The sequence below is a fragment of the Alteromonas sp. ABV4_515 genome, from assembly GCF_056160345.1.
This window is the reverse complement of the sequence record NZ_JBSWWZ010000005.1, coordinates 121,424-139,617: the sequence shown is the minus strand read 5'-3', so window position 1 is coordinate 139,617 and position 18,194 is coordinate 121,424. Positions and strand designations below refer to the sequence as shown.

The window sequence follows — 18,194 nt, the reverse complement described above, 5'->3', positions numbered from 1 at the left end:
ACCCCCACAAATCCTCTTGTGTTTTCCTGAATATATTCATAATGATAGATATACGTTATGCACTTTAAACATACCGAAATAGACCTCTCTCTTGCCCGTGTAATGGGTATACTCAATGTCACACCGGATTCCTTCTCTGATGGAGGAAAACACAATACGGTTGAAAAGGCCTGCGCCCACGCGCATGCCATGGTAGAAGCCGGTGCAACCTTTATTGATATAGGAGGCGAGTCTACTCGTCCTGGCGCGCCAGAAGTTTCTGAGCAAGAAGAGCTGGATAGAGTGATACCGGTAATTGAAAGATTAGCGGGTCAAACCGAAGCGGTAATTTCTGTAGACACCAGCAAAGCTGCTGTAATTCGTGAATCGGTTAACGCCGGGGCAGGGTTAATTAATGACGTTCGCGCTCTGCAGGAGCAAGGAGCACTTGAGGTTTCAGCGGCAGCGGGTGTGCCTGTGTGTTTGATGCATATGCAGGGACAACCTGATTCAATGCAGGCATCGCCGGAATACACGGATATTGCAGATGAAGTGATCAATTTTTTGCTTGAGCGGGTAGATGCTTGCAATCATGCGGGTATTGATGATGCAAACATTATCCTCGACCCTGGTTTTGGTTTTGGTAAAACCCTGGACCATAATTATCAGCTGCTGGCTGAAATGCACCGTGTTCAGCATTTAGGTTACCCGCTATTAGTGGGAATGTCGCGAAAATCAATGATAGGTCAGTTGCTCAATAAGCCGACTGAACAGCGTCTGGCAGGGAGTCTTGCATTAGCAACGATTTCGGCACAAATGGGCGCAAAAATTATTCGTGTTCACGATGTAGAAGAAACCGTGGATGCGATAAAAATAGTAAACAAGATTCAACAAATTCAAAAGATAATCCAAGGAGCCTGAAATGGGTCAGCGCAAATATTTTGGTACAGATGGTATTCGGGGAAAGGTAGGGGAAAGTGCTATCAACCCTGAATTTGTCACCAAATTGGGCTGGGCTGCCGGAAAAATACTGGCGGGTCACGGTACGAATAAAGTGCTTATCGGTAAGGACACGCGAATTTCTGGTTACATGCTGGAATCTGCGTTAGAGGCTGGTTTGTCAGCAGCCGGTATTAATATAGGCTTGTTAGGCCCGATGCCAACACCTGCTATTGCCTACCTCACTAAAACTTTCCGTTCCGAAGCGGGTATCGTAATTTCTGCTTCCCATAATCCTTATTATGACAATGGAATTAAGTTCTTCTCCGCTGATGGTTATAAACTGGATGATGATATTGAGCTGGCTATTGAAGCCATGATGGATAAGCCAATGACTTGCGTGGCTTCCAATCAGTTAGGTAAAGCCACGCGGATCAACGACGCGGCAGGTCGCTATATTGAATTCTGTAAAGGGTCATTTCCTTCTGACTTGTCTCTTAAAGGCATGAAGATTGTTGTCGATTGCGCCCATGGTGCCACTTACCATATTGCGCCAAATGTGTTGTCTGAGCTCGGTGCTGAAGTCATCGAAATTGGTACCAAGCCCGATGGGTTGAATATCAACGACAAAGTTGGCGCTACCAGTATGAAGGCCACCGTTGAAAAAGTACTGGAAACAGGAGCCGACCTTGGCTTTGCCCTCGATGGCGACGGCGACCGTATTATGTTGGTTGATCACTTAGGTAATGTGCTTGATGGTGACCAAATCCTTTACATCATTGCCCGCGACGCACTGAAGTCAGGTCGATTGTCTGGTGGTGTAGTGGGAACACTTATGAGTAACCTGGGTCTTGAAGTCGCACTGAGCAAACTGAGTATTCCATTCGCCAGAAGTGCGGTAGGCGACCGATACGTCATGGAGTTGCTGCAACAAAAAGGGTGGGCAATTGGTGGTGAGAATAGCGGTCATGTGCTTAACCTCAATATTGCATCAACAGGTGACGGTATTGTCGCAGGCCTTCAGGTTATCACCGCGATGTTGCGTTCAGGTATGGACTTGCACGATCTTAGTGGTGGCTTCGAGAAGTTCCCACAGAAACTGATTAACGTGCGCTATGAAGAAAGCGCATCGAATCCCCTCGAAAACCAGGCTGTCAAAGACTCGGTAACAGAAGCCGAAGCATCACTGGGTAAATCCGGGCGCGTATTGCTGCGTAAGAGTGGTACAGAACCGTTGATCCGGGTTATGGTTGAGTCTGATGATGAGATGCAATCTCTGAAATGGGCTGAATTTATCGCCGATGCTGTACGTAAAGTGGCCAATTGATTGATTCATCGAAAATAATGTGTTTTTGGGACTTGTATAATAGAGCGGGAATCGTTAATATCACGCCCGCTTCGAGACAGGGCTAGGTCTTATTGTGAATATGAACAAAAGAAAGCTTCTGGTTGCAGGCAACTGGAAAATGAACGGAACCCGTTCTTTAGTAAAAGAATTTATCAAAGAGTTTGATACTAAAGTTTTATCCTTAATGGATGTAGCATTATGTCCACCGAGTATTCTGATAGCGGAATTCTCAGAGGGTGAAATCCCAGTTGGAGCTCAGGATGTAAGTGCTTGCGACAACGGTGCTCACACAGGTGATTTATCCGTTTCAATGCTCAACGATTTTGAGTGCAAGTATTGCATCGTTGGCCACTCTGAACGCAGAGATGACCACGGCGAATCGAGTGAATTAGTGGCTGAAAAGGCGGCTAAATTAATCGAAGCAGGTATAACACCCATTATTTGTTGCGGTGAGCCGCTCTCAGTAAGAGAAGCGGGCAAAGTTAACGAGTATGTGGAAGCGCAGCTTAAAGCCGTGTTCGACCGCATTCCGGTATCGCAACTCGGTGATGCAGTTATTGCTTATGAGCCTATCTGGGCCATCGGCACAGGTGTAACGGCATCGCCACAGGAAGCGCAGGATGTTCACGCATTCATTCGTCAGTTTATCGCTTCCTACGATGGTAAGCTCGCTGATTCCATGCAAATCCTGTATGGTGGCAGTGTAAAACCAGATAACGCGAAAGAGTTGTTCGGCCAAGCTGATATAGACGGTGGTCTTATTGGTGGCGCGAGCCTCAAAGCGAAAGATTTTAATGCAATCTGCCAAGCGGCATATTGACGAGGATATTATGTTATACGAAGTGCTTTTAGTCGCTTACCTGATTGTAGCGCTGATGCTTATTGGTTTCGTTCTTATCCAACAGGGTAAAGGCGCAAACATGGGGGCTTCATTCGGTAGTGGCGGTTCAAACACCGTATTCGGTTCAAGTGGTTCTGGTAATTTTATGACCAAAACAACATCGATACTGGCTACGCTGTTTTTTGTACTGAGTTTATTTTTAGGTAACATCACTGCAAATGCAGAAAAACAAGGTGATAGCTGGGATGATTTAGAAGTTCCAGCCGCTGAACAACAAGCGCCAGTGGCTCCTGTTGATGATGTACCTGCTGTAGATGCTTTACCTGCTGTAGATGCTTCAGATGTTCCTGTATCTGACGTACCAGCAACGGATAGTGCTGAAAGCGATATCCCAAGTAATTAATTAACGATTTTGCGGAAGTGGTGGAATTGGTAGACACGCCATCTTGAGGGGGTGGTGACTTCGGTCGTGCGGGTTCAAGTCCCGCTTTCCGCACCAAATTAAAAAAACCCGGCTGATTAGCCGGGTTTTTTTATGCTTAAAATTCGAGTGCTGGTAAATTACTGACATTGTGGCATTAATCTCGCTACTCCTTGCTGTAAGACGTTAATTTACTAACAGAAAGGGAAAATTATGGATATTCTTCGCATTTTATTGTCAATTTTACTTCCTCCAGTAGGCGTATTCCTTCAGGTAGGTATTGGTGTGCAGTTCTGGATTAATATCCTGCTTACCTTGTTGGGTTATATCCCAGGTATTGTGCATGCGGTGTATATTATCGCTACGCGCTAATCTTACTTGATTAGACGGTTTCAGCGGCAGCTACTGCTGCCGCTATATTGGCCTTATCTTTTTCACTTCTTAGTTCTGGTGAGATGAGCGAATTTATTGCTTCCACTTGAGTCTCTATCATCTCCGAGCGCGATGCTGGCAACTGCTTTCGTAATGTTTGAAGGCACGTTAACAAATGAAGCATCACATCTACATGGGAACTTCCCGCCTGCCGAATTTGATCAAAACACGTATTGAACACCGACGAGAACGTATAGGTTCTTCTCTTCATCCAAATATCGTTATCCGTATTTATAATCGCTTCATTGGGAAATTGTTGCTCAGCCAATAATATGAGCGCAGACGTGAGTCGGTCTGAACATGACATCGCGGTTATCGGATCATTAATGCCAGGGGAGAGCGCTCTTAAGGCTATTTCGACAAGTTGTTTGATCGAAAATTCAGGATCTTGCAGCGAAGTTCTTCGGCTCCCTGTGACAATACAGGAACGGTAAAAACTGATGTGCTCGTCCGATAATGTCTTGCTGCTGTGTAGAAGAATAACGGTTTGGCCCGGGACCACAAAGTCACCACCACGCACTTTAACTTCCACGCCGATCACATCGTCGTTCGTCACCAATAAATTGTCGTAATCGATAGTTTGCACATAGCCACACTCATCAAAGCTAATGGCGTGTTGCTCATCGCCATTTACCAGCATTCCTGGAGCCACGTTGTGTATGTTGTTTTGACTCTCGGTCATTTTGAACAGACTATTCAGATTACTGGTAAACTCGCAATAACAGCGACTTATGATCTCGTCTACCTGAATGAACCTGGCAATATGGTGAATATAAAAAATCAATATTAGGGTATCGAGCACGCCAATTGCCAACACGATGATTGACAACGTCGACGACACCAGCATGTCTGTTTCTGCCACACTGATACGATGCAGGGCACTCAAGCAGAATATGAAGGTTGAAGTGAGTGCACCAAGTACTATCTGGGTAGCGCGGTCATCCATGAAGGTTTGTAACAGGCGAGGGCCAAATTGAGACGAGGCCATGGTAAGTGCCACCAGCGTCATGGAAAAGGCAATACTGGTGGCTGTGATGATGGCAGAGGCAATCGCTGAAATGAGATCGCTTGCGTCTTCTGCTGCAATATGGGGAATGTAATTTTGGTATAAGGTGTCTGGGATGTACGCAGGTACATAGCTGATGCACAAGTAGCCTACCAGAAAAGCTACGGTAATCATCCAACTGGGGATAAACCAATAACTGGCTCTTATCCCTTCCCATCGTGCCTTGGCAAAACTCGCAATCGGTTTAATCATATGGCTAGCTTTCCTGACTTGTCAGCACAGTGAGATTGCCGGCGCATACAATTATTTCCAGCTTATTGGCTTCACGGATTTCGCCATCAATGGCGTACTTAGCTTTGTCTGGCAAGTTAACGACCAATTTCTTCACTTGCTTGTGCTGAATACGTTGGGATTGCTTTTTATTTTCCGCATTGCTGAAGACCAGCTCAGCGAGAGATAAAAATTGTGTTTCACTGTCTTGCTGTGGCGTTAGCCAGGTGATATCCAATTTACCGTCTGTGACGTCAGGTTCGTCTCCGCCTTGTGCTAATGCGGTAGTAATAGGAGCGGCGTTAGCGACCACGAAGCTCGGTGTCTGAATGATGTTCTTAGTTTCATCATCAAAACATACTTCCAGCGACATGGTTTCGTTTGCCGAAATGGCATCCCACAGTCCGCGCAGGTAAGCCATTTGGCCACCTTGATTTTTCTCTTCCCTGTCAGCTGAAGCTATCATTTCTTGTTCAAAACCGACGGCAGCGACCAGGAGCATGAGTTCGTTGTTGCACAGGGCCGTGTCGATGTTTTGTGTATATCCTTCGATGATGACATCACAGGCTCTCTGGATAGGAATGATTTTGCTAATGTAACCATGGAAAACCTGACTTAAGGCATTGGCAGTGCCCAGTGGAATAACGCCCAATGTCGCCCGGTTATCAGCACACACACTGGCGACTTCCGTCACTGTGCCGTCGCCACCACAGGCGACAATAATAGCTGTACCTTGTTTCACTGCTTGTTCAGCCAGATCCCGTGCTGAGATGTCTGGCGTGGTTTCTTTTACACTCACAATGAAATGGGGATTTAGCTGGGAAAGAATATACTGCCTTTCCTGCCCCCATTTGCCACCACCGGAAACCGGATTGGCGATAAGACACAGGGTTTTTGTAAGCTTTAGACGTCCACCTTCTTTGATTTGCTTCAGTGCTGACAATTGACGCTTATTTAGTCGTGCGGTCTGACGAATCGACTGGATTTGATTCATTGCGTCGAGCACAGAGAGCGTGTTGTCCCGGGCAAGCAAGTAAGCCGCTACGGTCATTACTGAGCGGCCTCGCCCTAACGCGCAATGAACGACCACTTTTCGACCTTCTGCAACATGTTGCTGTATCCAGTTGATGGCAGTATTAAGCTGCTCAGGCGTGGGGCTGGTATGATCGAGCACCGGTAAGTTGAGGTACTCGCAGTCATATTGATAGGCCGACCAGTCCAGGCCATCAAACTCTGCGGTCACATCAAGAATGGCGGTTACACCTTCTTGTTGCAGCGATTCAATGTCTTTACCAAATAATCGGCAGGCGAGGTAGAGATTTTCGTCTATCTTTTGAACCGCAGGGACTTTGTCGTTTTTTCGCGCCCAGGCATTGTAGGCACCGGTCCCAAGCAAAAATGGAATGAATATCCAACGTACATAAAACGGTATAGAACCATCTTCACGTTTACGAAACAGACCAGGGTAGTTAAATAAATAGGCAAATGAGACAGCGGTGAGTGAAAACGCGCCCCACCAAAGTAATAATGACACGACTATAATGGGTGACCATATCGCCAATGCGATACAAAGCAATGCGCCCAGTATGTAATACTTCACCATTTTCACTCACAATCTCCTTATACTATGATGTCGAGACGACGCCTGAACTTGTGTGGTTTAATTTCGTAGATAGTAAGAATACGTAATAGGCCGAATTCGGATTGATACCGGTCAGTAAAGTCATCAATGGTGGGCAATCTATGGGGCATTCAACCCTTACGAAGATAATTAACTTTATTTGGTTTCAAACGATTTGGTTCTTGGCCATCCTGTTCGAGGATGCGTATTTGTTGATTATTTTGTCTCTGTTGGTACTACATATCGTATTCAGTAAACATAAATTAGAAGATACCTTGTTAGGGTTGGGGATCGGATTATATGGCTCACTCGTCGATGGTGTAATGTTGCAAAGTGGACTGTTCGCATTCTCTAACCAGTTCGCCTGGTTTATTCCATACTGGCTGGTAACCCTATGGATTGCTTTTGGCATGATGTTGCGAGTTAGCCTTGATTACCTTCAAGGGCGCTATGTCCTTGCAGCCGTTTTAGGAGCGATTTCAGGTCCGCTAAGTTACGTCGCTGGGGAGCGACTTAACGCTGTTACGTTTCCCCAATCAACGCTGCTCACAGTTACCGTATTATCAGTTGTATGGGCGATGACTGTGCCTCTGTGGCTATGGATAAATGCAAAAATTACCTCGACGTTTGCGCCTAAAAAGCAAGAGAGCCAAGGTTAAGCCGCTACTGTGCTGCTTTAATCACAATATTGCTGTGGCCACCGAGTAATTTACGAATGTGAAGGGAAGACTGGTTTTTCTTCAAATCTATGATTAACGCGAATTTTTTTCTTCTCACCGCTGAACGTACTGTTTGAATGATTTCATCACGATCAGGGCGTAAGCCAAGTAGACCTGCAATGAATAGGCCGATAAACAAGCCAGGGCTGATTAGTGCAATAAACGTGAACATGGGGTTATTTTGGGTTAGTTCTGGGCCGAACATAACCAGTAGCATCGCAGCGATTAAACCTGCGATTACGCCACCAGTGCCTAGTAAGAGGTGAGAACGCCATAAACTCTTACCAATTTTTTCACTTTCCTGCTCTAGTTTTTCATTGAAGTGAGGGTCGAGGGGGTGAATAAGGGTAATTTGATCTGCGCTAATACCGGCATCTTTAACGGTCTCCACCGAGCTATCTGCTTCGCTTTGACTATCGAATACCGCTGCCAACTGATCGTGCTTTGAATTCATAATTGCCTGTACTTCGCTCCAGGTTGCATTATTACTCATCGCTTCTTTCCCTCGCTTTCTTCTCTCGTTACATCTTAATTCGGTACTGTCTCAACCGAACGTGCTTCAACCGAACGCGTCTCGGTGATTTCCTCTCTGCTAGACGATTTCTCCAATCTAGCGTGACTCGTGTCAATTGATTGCAACACATTGCAGTGTAAATCTATTTGTGCACTTAAAATCTATATATCTGTCTTTCAATCTTCATTCCATTAATGTAAGTATCTGGTTTGTATTAATAAAGTTCATGGTTAACTCATGCTTACTTAAAGATTCACTAATATTCATGAAGAATTTTCGTCTTTGATGAAAAAAATTCATGGTCATTGAGGGGCAGTGACATAGCGAAAAACCACCGACAATGAGAGAAGCCGCGGAAAAGCAGGGCACTAAAGTAGTACTGGCTATTGGTGCTTTATTTGCTTAACACTGCCAGGGCAAATCAATTCGGTATGAAGCTGTATAGGTATGGTTGACGACACATTAAGAATTCGACGAACGAAACAGGGTAAGGGGTTTAGCTATTACTATGTGAGTGGTAGAAAGCTAGCTAATCAGCGTGCCTTAAAGCGAATTAATAAACTTGCGATTCCACCGAATTGGCAAGATGTGCGCATCGCCCACGAAGCGACTGCAGATCTACAAGCTACGGGTTACGACATAAAAGGTCGCAAACAATATATCTATCATCAAAACTGGCAAAAAACTCGTCAGAAAGAAAAGTTCAATAAGCTCATTCAGTTTGCCGATGTGCTCCCCGATTTCCGCAAAGCCTGCTGGTCTCTGGTAGATGTGCCGGGTTGGAAAAAGGAAAAGAGCCTGGCACTGGTTTGCCTGATGCTCGATCACACAGGGCTTCGAGCTGGCAACAAATATTATACCCAGCAGAATCAAACCTTTGGTTTAACCACGTTGCGGCGCCAACATTTAGATAAAGAAGGCCAAAGTGTATCGTTTAGTTTTACCGGTAAGCACGGTAAAGACCGTCATGTGAATATATCCGATCCCAGATTAGCAGAACTGGTTTGCGACAGCGCGCAGGCCCAGGGTTACGCTATCTTTCGCTATAAAGATACTGATGGACGTTGGCAGGATGTGGATAGCGGAGACGTAAATCAATTTATTCATTCACACGCCGGCGAAGAATTTACCTGCAAAGATTTTCGCACATGGGGCGCATCTCGATACGGTGTAGCATCTTTGCCCGACATTGAGCAAGTTTACCTTGGTAACAAGCGTCGTCGATGGGATACCACATTCGTGAAACATATTGCCAATATGCTGGGAAATACACCTGCAATTTGTCGTCAATATTACATTCATCCGAAGTTAATTAGCACCTTTGAAAACGAAAAAAAGCGGCAAGATGCTCTCATTGAACTCGATGGGCTTAAGTCGAAAAATTCAGCGGCGCATACGTCGTTGAATCAGCTTGAAAGGTATCTTACTCAAATTATTTCTGGCTAGTGTCGTTAAATGAAATTGTGAGATGAAAGGTGTGCATGAAACAGTTAGTCCGTTGTGTGATTGAACTTTTATTGCAAAGTAAGCGTAGTAAAAGTAAATCGATGAATTATTATTGGTTTATTTATCAAGCTGTTGCCTTTGATGTTTCACAGTTATTGTAATTCACACGTTTTGGCTGAATTTAAGCAGAAAAGTAAGCAAAAGCTAATCTAATAAATAATTCGACTTGAAGTTATTGCGGAATCTTTGTTATAGTTAGAACTCAAATTAATTGGTTAGCAAAAACAGGCGCCTTGAAGCGCCTTTTGTTTTGTCTTTGGAAAATGGCGTTGCGAAGCGCTGAGATGAAACAGGTTTTCCGCAACGAAATTACGATATCCGACTATAATTATCGGGCTCTAATTCATTTATTACGTGCGCAGCAATCAATTAACGAATTCAGCGAGTAGACGTGATGTTTTCAGGGCACTACGGCTACTAACGCACCAACAAACTTAAGGTAAAATTTTTTATGGTACGCAAAAATTGGAATCGCATTGTAATTAAGGTAGGCAGTGCGTTAATTTCTCCGAATCGTAAAGGCTGTAGCAGTCATTATCTGCTGAGCATTGCCCAGTTTATTGTTAAATGCCGTGCAATGGGAACGCAGGTGGTTTTGGTATCTTCAGGTTCCGTCGCGGCGGGTGCTCATCAGTTCCCAGATGGCGAGCGTTCAGACATTACCATCAAGAAAGCGATGGCGGCCGCGGGTCAGACAGAAATGATGGCGACCTGGGACCGACTGTTCGATTTTCCGTCAGCGCAAATGTTACTGACACATGCCGATTTACGAGACAGAGAACGTTATATCAGTATTCGTGAGACGATTTTTAGCTTACTGGAGCATAACATTCTGCCTATCGTGAATGAGAATGACACGGTGACCACAGATAAACTGAAAGTGGGTGATAACGACAATTTATCAGCAATGGTAGCGGCCGCTGCCGATGCCGACGCGCTAATCATTTGTTCTGACGTTGATGGTCTTTACGACAAAAACCCGCACGCTCATGACGATGCAAAAATGTTGTCGACAGTGAAGCATATCAACGAAGACATCTATAAGATGGCGGGTGGAGCTGTAGAGGGCGGTGTAGGTACTGGCGGCATGCGCACTAAGATTGAGGCCGCTGAGAAAGCCGTTTCACATGGTATAGATACATTTATTATTAACGGGTTTACTGAGTTGACCTTTAATATGTTGTTGCAGGGTGAAAATCCCGGTACGCACTTTATTGCTCATGAGAAGCCGATGGCTGAAAATGTGCACTGGATGCGTCATACAACACGGGCTCAGGGTGAAGTTATTGTCGACAGTGAGTTTGCGCCAGTATTGTCTGAAGACGCAGAGTCATTGACGAGTAAAGAAATTGTCGACGTTAAAGGTGAGTTTTCAGTGGGAGACACCATCATCGTCAGAAAAGACGATGGGACGAAATTGGTGAAAGCGCGCTCTAATTATAGTAGCACCTTGCTCAACTTTATCGCCAATCAAGAAAATGATGAATTCTCGTTAAAGTTTGAACAGAAAACGGGCCCCATCATTTCGAAAAAGAATTTAGCAAATCTGGAGAAAAAATGAGTTTAATTACGACATTAGCAAAGAACGCCAAGCAAGCCGCTCAGAAACTGGCAGTGCTTGATGAAAACGCCAAAAATGCGGTACTTGAAGACATGGCCGCGGCAATTCGTGCTAACAAAGAGTCGATTAAACAGGTAAATACAAAAGAAGTTGCACGAGCTAAGGAAAATGGCCTGGATGACGCAATGATCGACCGCCTGACTCTTAACGATGAACGTATCGAAGGCATGGCTGAAGGCATTGAAGTGATTATTTCCCTTGATGATCCTGTGGGTCAGGAGCGCGTGGTAGGCACTCGCCCGAACGGCATCGAGATTAAGAAAATGCGTATTCCGCTGGGTGTTGTGTGCATGATTTACGAAGCACGCCCCAATGTGACTGCCGATGCTGGCGCCCTGTGTTTCAAATCGGGTAATGGTGTCATTCTTCGCGGCGGTAAAGAAGCGTTAGATACCAGTCTGGCTATTTCGGGATTACTTCAGGATGTGCTGGAAAAGCATAATTTGCCACGTGAATTGATCAGTGTTGTTCCTGATCCTGACCGTGCGTTAATGCAAGAGCTTATGGAGCAGCGCGACTACATCGACGTGATTATTCCCCGTGGTGGTGAAGGGCTGATCAACTACGTAACCGATAATTCTAAGGTACCGGTTATTCAGCACTTTAAGGGGGTGTGTCACTTGTATGTAGACAAGGACGCCGATCTTGAGAAAGCGATGAATCTGCTGCTCAACGGTAAAACCCAGCGTACCGGTGTATGTAATGCATTGGAAGGACTGGTAGTACACGAAGCCGTAGCGGGTGATTTTCTGCCACAAGTAGCGAAAGCGTTTGCAGAACACGGTGTGAAGGTTCATGTAAACGAGAAAGGGGCACAGTATTTTGAAAACGCGGATGTCATTGCTGAAGACGCCTACGGTGAAGAATACTTAGGGCTCGAAATTGCAATCCGTGTGGTAGATGATTTCGATGCCGCGATTCAGCACATTGCTGATTTTGGCAGTAATCACACCGAAGTGATTTGTACCGAGAACAATATTGCGGCTAATTTCTTTCAGCGCGCAGTAGATGCATCGGTCGTGATGGTTAATGCGTCATCGCGCTTTTCAGACGGTAGCCAATTGGGTCTTGGTGCTGAGATTGGTATCGCAACCACCAAATTGCATGCCTATGGTCCAATGGGACTGGAGTCGTTAACTGCGGAAAAATTCCTGGTAAACGGTACGGGTCAAATCAGGGAATAATTTCACTGGTCTGCATTGTACAAGCAGCAGCGAGTTGCAATAATGAGAAACACCGGCTTTGGCCGGTGTTTTTTTTTGTTAATCCTTAGGTTACCCAGGCTTTATGATAGATATCAGCACCGAATATCAGGTGTGGTGGCAAACGGTTGTCGACTTCACTGAATCCCAAAAACTCCTTAGTTCAGCATTGCTGGTATTTGTTTATATGCTGGTGAAGCGGGGTGTTTTATGGTTGCTGAAAAAGCGAAGCCGCACTACGGGAGAAGATAAACGCCATTCAATAAATATTATTGAACAGCTGGGTAACGCCGGACTGCTGGTGCTCATTGTGATGATATGGGCCTCTGAAATTCAGAGCCTAGCTATCTCCATTGCGGCTTTCATGGTTGCGATTGTGTTAGCAACACGAGAATTTATTCAGTGTTTCATGGGATTTATTTATTATCTCGGTGCAAGGCCGTTCCGCGTTGGCGACTGGATCGAAATGAATAATATCCGCGGCGAAGTGGTAGAAATGGACTGGGCAAAAACCACATTGCTGGAAGTCGACCCTGAATCCCATGTTTACACAGGTAAGCATTTGTACGTACCGAATAGTCAGCTTGTCACGCAGTCTGTGAGAAACCTGAATTTCTTGCGTCGATATACCTTACACAGCTTTACCTTGGTAATGGAACCTGAATCCAACCCTTATGCGCTGATGCCTGAATTTAAGGCCAGAACGTTGAAGCATTGTGAACACTTCCGTGAGGTTGCAGGCCGCTATAAAAGCCTTATCGAGCGCCATATGGAAGCCGAGTTTATTGATATCGACCCGGATATTGCCATTGAAACCAATCAGTTTGCTAAGTTACGTATCACCGTGTCGTTGTTTTGTCCCATCGAGGAAGCACATAAATTGCAGCAACAGATTTCAGAGGATTGGATGAGTCTGTGGCACGTGGCGGTTGGTCACAACAGCAAGCCTGCGCTAAAAGCAGGCTTTGATGAGTAATCTCGGAAGCTTAAGCTAATCCCACTCCCGTTGGTGAGTGAAATAATTGCTTAGGAATGCCATCTGGTCGGCAAGTATCCGACGGTTCATTAAGTAAAAACGCTCGTAGAGGTTTGGTCTAAAAGGCACGGCCAACAGCGGCATATTGGCTTCTTCCGGCGTGAGCGCGCCTTTAGCATGGTTGCAACGCTGGCAAGCAGTAGCCACATTTGTCCACTTGTCCTCGCCACCACGGGAGCGGGGAATGATGTGGTCGCGGGTGAGCTGGCTGGGACTAAAATGCTGTCCGCAATAGAGACAAAGGTGATTGTCACGTCTAAAAAGGTAGCGGTTGTTTAATGCAACTTTACCGTTTACATCGGTAACCTTACCGTCGCAGGCGATAATGCTGGACAGGCTAAGGGTGCTTTGTAAACCGGCATTGTTCCAACCACCGTGGAGTGTACAGGCAGTGGCTCCCAATTCGAATAAGACTTTATTTTGGCAATACAGCCTGGCTGCTTCCTCGGGCTGAACCCATTCCTGAGGCATACCGGCTTTATTCAGTCGAAGTACCAGCATTAAGACATCTCCTAATCTGTAACACTATTCAAGCTTACGGATTTATATGTCAATATGATGAAAAAACGAACAAAAGCCAAGGTTTTTCGTAGAAAACCCCGTTGGATTCGATGTGATAACACATTAATGTCATTAAATTCGTTGTGACAACAGTTTACACATTTGATAATGGCATTAGATGGACTTCGCGGCTATACTATGCGCCGCGTTTAAAAGCGAATATATATCTAAAGAAAATAAAGGACATATAGTGACTCCTATTACTCATTCTTTTCAGTATGGTCAGCATACTGTAACTCTGGAAACTGGCGTAATCGCACGTCAGGCAACTGCAGCAGTCATCGCCAGCATGGACGACACCTCCGTAATGGTAACTGTAGTTGGTAAAAAAGAAGCGAAAGCGGATCAGGATTTCTTTCCGCTGACAGTTAATTATCAAGAAAAAGCCTACGCAGCCGGTAAAATCCCGGGTGGCTTTTTCAAACGTGAAGGTCGTCCGTCAGAGGGTGAAACCCTGACTGCACGTCTGATCGACCGTCCAATCCGTCCACTGTTCCCAGAAGGTTTCTTCAACGAAGTACAAGTTGTTGTTACCGTTCTGTCTGCAAACCCGGAAATCCCAACTGATATCATTTCTTTGATTGGTACTTCTGCGGCGCTGGCAATCTCTGGTATTCCTTTCAACGGTCCTGTTGGTGCAGCCCGTGTAGGTCACAAAGACGGCGAGTACATTCTGAACCCTCGATTCTCAGAGCAACCTGAAAGTGAGCTTGACCTGGTTGTTGCCGGTACTGAAAGTGCGGTACTGATGGTTGAATCTGAAGCCAGCGTATTGTCTGAAGACATCATGCTGGGTGCGGTAATGTTCGGTCACGAACAGTCCCAAGCCGTTGTTGAAGCGGTTAAAGCTTTTGCTGCTGAAGTGAACACCCCTGCATGGGATTGGGCACCGAAAGCTGAAAACACTGAGCTGAAAGCGAAAGTGAAAGAACTGGCAGAAGGCGGCATGACGGCGGCTTACCAGATCTCTGACAAGCTTGAGCGTAAAGATGCAGTCACCAAAGTGACTGAAGAAGCGCTGGCTCAAATTCTTGAAGCGAACCCAGAACAAGACGCGAAAGAAGCCTCTGATCTGCTGCACGACCTGGAAAGTGACGTAGTACGTTCACGCATCCTGGCTGGTGAGCCGCGTATCGATGGTCGTGATCCGGCTATGGTTCGTGCTCTTGACGTTGCGACTGGCGTACTGCCACGTACGCATGGTTCTGCTGTTTTCACCCGTGGTGAAACCCAAGCACTGGTTGTTGCTACGCTGGGTACAGAACGTGACGCACAGATGATTGACGAACTGCAGGGCAAGCGTGACAGCAAGTTCATGCTGCACTACAACTTCCCTCCATACTGTGTGGGTGAAACCGGCATGATCGGTTCACCAAAGCGTCGTGAAATCGGCCACGGTCGTCTGGCGAAGCGCGGTATTCAGGCGGTTATGCCTTCTGAAGAAGAATTCCCGTATGTAGTGCGTGTGGTTTCTGAAATCACTGAATCTAACGGTTCGTCTTCTATGGCGTCTGTATGTGGTACCTCTCTGGCCCTGATGGACGCGGGTGTACCTATTAAGTCGTCTGTTGCGGGTATCGCGATGGGTCTGGTGAAGAGCGACGAAAACTTCGTGGTTCTGTCTGACATTTTGGGTGACGAAGATCACCTGGGTGACATGGACTTTAAAGTAGCCGGAACTACCGAAGGTATCACTGCGCTGCAGATGGATATCAAGATCGAAGGTATCACCAAAGAAATTATGCAGATTGCCCTTAAGCAGGCTAAAGAAGCCCGTTTACACATTCTGAGCGTAATGGATAAGGCGATCACCGGTCACCGTGAAGAGCTGAGCGAATTCGCTCCGCGCATCTACACCATGAAGATTGATCAGGACAAGATCCGTGACGTCATCGGTAAAGGTGGTGCGATGATTCGTTCTATCACTGAAGCGTCTGACACCAACATCGAAATCGAAGATGATGGTACTATTAAGATCTTCGCAACTGAGCGTGCTAAAGCAGATATCGCTATCGGCATGATTGAAGGCGTAACGGCTGAAATCGAAGTAGGCAAAACCTACAACGGTAAGATCACCCGTATCGTAGACTTCGGTGCATTCGTAGAAGTATTGCCTGGTAAGGAAGGTCTGGTTCACATTTCACAAATCGCTCACGAGCGTGTGAACAAAGTAACCGACTACCTGAAAGAAGGCGAAATGGTTGACGTGAAAGTAATGGAAATCGACCGTCAGAACCGCGTACGTCTGAGCATCAAAGAGCTGCTTGAAAAGCCAGCTCCACAGGCTAAAGAAGAAGACAAAGGCGAGTAATATCGTCAGTCTTCTAGCTGATAGTATCATGATGTAAGGGCGCTGTTATAGCGCCCTTTTTTATTGGAGAAGAATATGACCAACGAGCAACAAACCCGCATTGAGGCGGCTGCATTTCGTCGTTTACTGGAACATTTAGACGACAACAAGCAGGTACAGAATATTGATCTGATGATTCTGGCGGATTTTTGTCGAAACTGTCTGGCGAAGTGGTACGCAAAGGCGGCAGCTGATGAAGGGATTGAGATGGACTACGATACCGCCCGCGAGGTTATTTATAAAATGCCTTACAGCGAGTGGAAAGAAAACCATCAACTGCCCGCCACTGACGAGCAACTTGCGGCACTGAATGCGAAAAGCAAATAGCCGGTATTATTCGAACGCCACAAGTCGATTATCAAAAGCCTGACAATGTACTGTCAGGCTTTTTCTTTGCCAGCGCTTAAATTGCTGAACCGAAAAGCGTGAGGTAATAGTTCGCCAACGGTAAAGGTTTCCTGCTGACCACCGTCGGTGACTATAATAACCGGGGTCTCATCATCGGCAAACTCAGCAATTTTCTGGCGACAGCCCCCACAGGGAAAACATAAGCTCTCGTTGGGACTGGATATAACAATCGCTGTTATTTTTTTAGCGCCGCCGGCCACCATTGCACCAATAGCGGTGGCTTCTGCGCACTGGCCTAGGGGATAAGCTGCATTTTCCACATTACAGCCTGAAAAGATGTTGTCGCCGGTGGTAAGAACCGCTGCGCCGACATGAAAGCCGGAGTAGGGGGCGTGGGCGTTCTCCCGGGCGGTTTGGGCAGATTCTATTAGTTGTGTTATTCTTTTATTTTCCATGACATTTCTCTTGTGACGCAGGCTTTACTTTTTAATGTAAATCAGCGATGGTGTCAGCCATCGTTTGCTGTCAGGAAGACAGTCTCCCGCATCCTTGTTTTTTTATAGTGAGTAGACACATTTTTAACATGCGTAAAGTCATTAGTCTCATCTTTTTTTCTTCTCTTACTGTCGCTCTATCTGGTTGTGCCAGCCAGCCTGTGCCGGAACAGAAAGCTGAAATGGGTAACTTATTGCTGGCAGAGCCCGCGCCGGTAAATCCGCGCTCACAAATGGCCATTGCCCGTTATAACCAAATTCTGGCTAATGCATCAATTCCTGAAGAAGACAGAGCCGAGTTGCTTTATCAACGCGGCATGCTTTACGACAGTGTAGGGTTAGGCGGCTTAGCGCAGTACGATTATTCTCAGGCGCTGCAGCTGAAACCCGATATGGCAGAAGCCTACAATTCGATGGGGATTCACTTCGTTCAGCAACTAGACTTCATTCAGGCTTATGAAGCGTTCGACTCAACGTTAGATATTGATCCGGAATACGATTTTGCTTTTCTGAATCGGGGCATTGCGCTTTATTATGGTGGTCGTGCCGATTTAGCGGTCGATGATTTGGCAAAGTTTCAGGTTAAGGACCAAAGCGATCCGTTCCGCGTATTGTGGACCTATTTTGCCAAGCATGATGTCAATGCTGAAGAAGCGCAGGCGTATTTACTGAAGGCGAGCAATGAACTGAATCAAAATCACTGGGCGGTGAAGCTGGTTGAATTGTTCCTCGGTTCGGCCTCAGAAAACGACTTGCTCAACTCTCTCATTGAAGGTATTTCGAGTCAAAAAGAATTGACCGACCGCTTATGTGAAGCCTATTTCTATTTAGGGAAGTATCACTCGGCGCTGGGAAATAAAGGCATTGCTTCCAACTACTTCAAACTGGCACTTAGTACTAACGTATACGATTATGTAGAACATCGATACGCCAGAATTGAACTCAATCGCCTTCGCCAGTCTACCGACGCTGCGGAATAATAACGT

Annotated in this window: 18 protein-coding genes and 1 tRNA gene; 14 read left to right on the top strand and 5 right to left on the bottom strand. The window is 46.0% G+C overall.

The window, feature by feature from the left end; genetic code table 11:
• Nucleotides 1–57 precede the first annotated feature (57 nt).
• The 6 genes from folP (at nucleotide 58) to ACXAGX_RS12835 (ending at nucleotide 3,900) form a co-directional block, all read left to right on the top strand.
• On the top strand, nucleotides 58–900 hold the full coding sequence (gene folP / locus ACXAGX_RS12860) for a dihydropteroate synthase (RefSeq protein WP_474838806.1): 843 nt from the start codon (nucleotides 58–60) through the stop codon (nucleotides 898–900).
• Between the two features lies 1 nt (nucleotide 901).
• Nucleotides 902–2,245 (top strand): phosphoglucosamine mutase, encoded by a 1,344-nt coding sequence (gene glmM, locus ACXAGX_RS12855; RefSeq protein WP_474820022.1) that lies wholly within the window; start codon nucleotides 902–904, stop codon nucleotides 2,243–2,245.
• Nucleotides 2,246–2,339: 94 nt separating this feature from the next.
• A complete protein-coding gene (gene tpiA, locus ACXAGX_RS12850) occupies nucleotides 2,340–3,086 on the top strand; it encodes a triose-phosphate isomerase (RefSeq protein WP_474820027.1) in 747 nt (248 codons plus the stop codon).
• A gap of 10 nt (nucleotides 3,087–3,096) precedes the next feature.
• The gene (secG, locus tag ACXAGX_RS12845; protein WP_474838804.1) at nucleotides 3,097–3,510 is read left to right on the top strand and encodes a preprotein translocase subunit SecG; all 414 of its coding nucleotides are present in this window, start codon (nucleotides 3,097–3,099) and stop codon (nucleotides 3,508–3,510) included.
• 11 nt (nucleotides 3,511–3,521) lie between these two features.
• Nucleotides 3,522–3,606: transfer RNA gene (locus ACXAGX_RS12840), tRNA-Leu, on the top strand.
• Between the two features lie 135 nt (nucleotides 3,607–3,741).
• Complete coding sequence (locus ACXAGX_RS12835; protein ID WP_070124117.1) at nucleotides 3,742–3,900, top strand: YqaE/Pmp3 family membrane protein; 159 nt, start codon at nucleotides 3,742–3,744, stop codon at nucleotides 3,898–3,900.
• Between the two features lie 10 nt (nucleotides 3,901–3,910).
• Here ACXAGX_RS12835 and ACXAGX_RS12830 read toward each other — a convergent pair whose 3' ends face one another.
• Nucleotides 3,911–5,218 carry a DUF2254 domain-containing protein gene (locus ACXAGX_RS12830; protein ID WP_474838802.1) on the bottom strand — a complete coding sequence of 436 codons (1,308 nt, stop codon included), beginning with the start codon at nucleotides 5,216–5,218 and terminating at the stop codon, nucleotides 3,911–3,913.
• A gap of 4 nt (nucleotides 5,219–5,222) precedes the next feature.
• On the bottom strand, nucleotides 5,223–6,845 hold the full coding sequence (locus ACXAGX_RS12825; protein ID WP_474820038.1) for a diacylglycerol kinase family protein: 1,623 nt from the start codon (nucleotides 6,843–6,845) through the stop codon (nucleotides 5,223–5,225).
• 134 nt (nucleotides 6,846–6,979) lie between these two features.
• Between ACXAGX_RS12825 and ACXAGX_RS12820 the strand changes: the two genes are divergently transcribed.
• On the top strand, nucleotides 6,980–7,516 hold the full coding sequence (locus ACXAGX_RS12820; RefSeq protein ID WP_474820042.1) for a DUF2878 domain-containing protein: 537 nt from the start codon (nucleotides 6,980–6,982) through the stop codon (nucleotides 7,514–7,516).
• Nucleotides 7,517–7,520: 4 nt separating this feature from the next.
• Here the strand turns inward: ACXAGX_RS12820 and ACXAGX_RS12815 are convergent, their stop codons facing one another.
• A complete protein-coding gene (locus tag ACXAGX_RS12815) occupies nucleotides 7,521–8,069 on the bottom strand; it encodes a hypothetical protein (protein ID WP_474820047.1) in 549 nt (182 codons plus the stop codon).
• A gap of 468 nt (nucleotides 8,070–8,537) precedes the next feature.
• Here ACXAGX_RS12815 and ACXAGX_RS12810 point away from each other — a divergent pair, with 468 nt between their 5' ends.
• The 4 genes from ACXAGX_RS12810 (at nucleotide 8,538) to ACXAGX_RS12795 (ending at nucleotide 13,395) form a co-directional block, all read left to right on the top strand.
• Nucleotides 8,538–9,536 (top strand): DNA topoisomerase IB, encoded by a 999-nt coding sequence (locus tag ACXAGX_RS12810; protein WP_474838800.1) that lies wholly within the window; start codon nucleotides 8,538–8,540, stop codon nucleotides 9,534–9,536.
• 511 nt (nucleotides 9,537–10,047) lie between these two features.
• On the top strand, nucleotides 10,048–11,157 hold the full coding sequence (gene proB, locus ACXAGX_RS12805; protein ID WP_474820053.1) for a glutamate 5-kinase: 1,110 nt from the start codon (nucleotides 10,048–10,050) through the stop codon (nucleotides 11,155–11,157).
• Nucleotides 11,154–12,401 (top strand): glutamate-5-semialdehyde dehydrogenase, encoded by a 1,248-nt coding sequence (locus ACXAGX_RS12800; protein ID WP_474820058.1) that lies wholly within the window; start codon nucleotides 11,154–11,156, stop codon nucleotides 12,399–12,401. Before proB ends, ACXAGX_RS12800 begins: the two co-directional genes overlap by 4 nt.
• A gap of 103 nt (nucleotides 12,402–12,504) precedes the next feature.
• Nucleotides 12,505–13,395, top strand: a complete 891-nt coding sequence (locus ACXAGX_RS12795; RefSeq protein ID WP_474820062.1) for a mechanosensitive ion channel family protein — start codon at nucleotides 12,505–12,507, stop codon at nucleotides 13,393–13,395.
• A gap of 15 nt (nucleotides 13,396–13,410) precedes the next feature.
• Here ACXAGX_RS12795 and ACXAGX_RS12790 read toward each other — a convergent pair whose 3' ends face one another.
• Entirely contained in the window at nucleotides 13,411–13,956 is a 546-nt protein-coding gene (locus tag ACXAGX_RS12790) for an HNH endonuclease (protein WP_474820067.1), read from the bottom strand.
• A gap of 250 nt (nucleotides 13,957–14,206) precedes the next feature.
• Here ACXAGX_RS12790 and pnp point away from each other — a divergent pair, with 250 nt between their 5' ends.
• Together pnp and ACXAGX_RS12780 are read left to right on the top strand one after the other, a co-directional pair.
• Nucleotides 14,207–16,327: a polyribonucleotide nucleotidyltransferase gene (gene pnp, locus ACXAGX_RS12785; RefSeq protein ID WP_474838798.1), complete on the top strand. Its 2,121-nt coding sequence runs from the start codon at nucleotides 14,207–14,209 to the stop codon at nucleotides 16,325–16,327.
• 75 nt (nucleotides 16,328–16,402) lie between these two features.
• Entirely contained in the window at nucleotides 16,403–16,693 is a 291-nt protein-coding gene (locus ACXAGX_RS12780; RefSeq protein WP_474838796.1) for a DUF1244 domain-containing protein, read from the top strand.
• 53 nt (nucleotides 16,694–16,746) lie between these two features.
• On the opposite strand, the gene cdd is transcribed toward ACXAGX_RS12780, so the two are convergent.
• Nucleotides 16,747–17,190 (bottom strand): cytidine deaminase, encoded by a 444-nt coding sequence (gene cdd, locus ACXAGX_RS12775; RefSeq protein ID WP_474839123.1) that lies wholly within the window; start codon nucleotides 17,188–17,190, stop codon nucleotides 16,747–16,749.
• 107 nt (nucleotides 17,191–17,297) lie between these two features.
• On the opposite strand from cdd, the gene nlpI reads away from it, so the two are divergent.
• Nucleotides 17,298–18,188 carry a lipoprotein NlpI gene (gene nlpI / locus ACXAGX_RS12770; RefSeq protein ID WP_474838794.1) on the top strand — a complete coding sequence of 297 codons (891 nt, stop codon included), beginning with the start codon at nucleotides 17,298–17,300 and terminating at the stop codon, nucleotides 18,186–18,188.
• The last annotated feature ends 6 nt before the right edge of the window (nucleotides 18,189–18,194 follow it).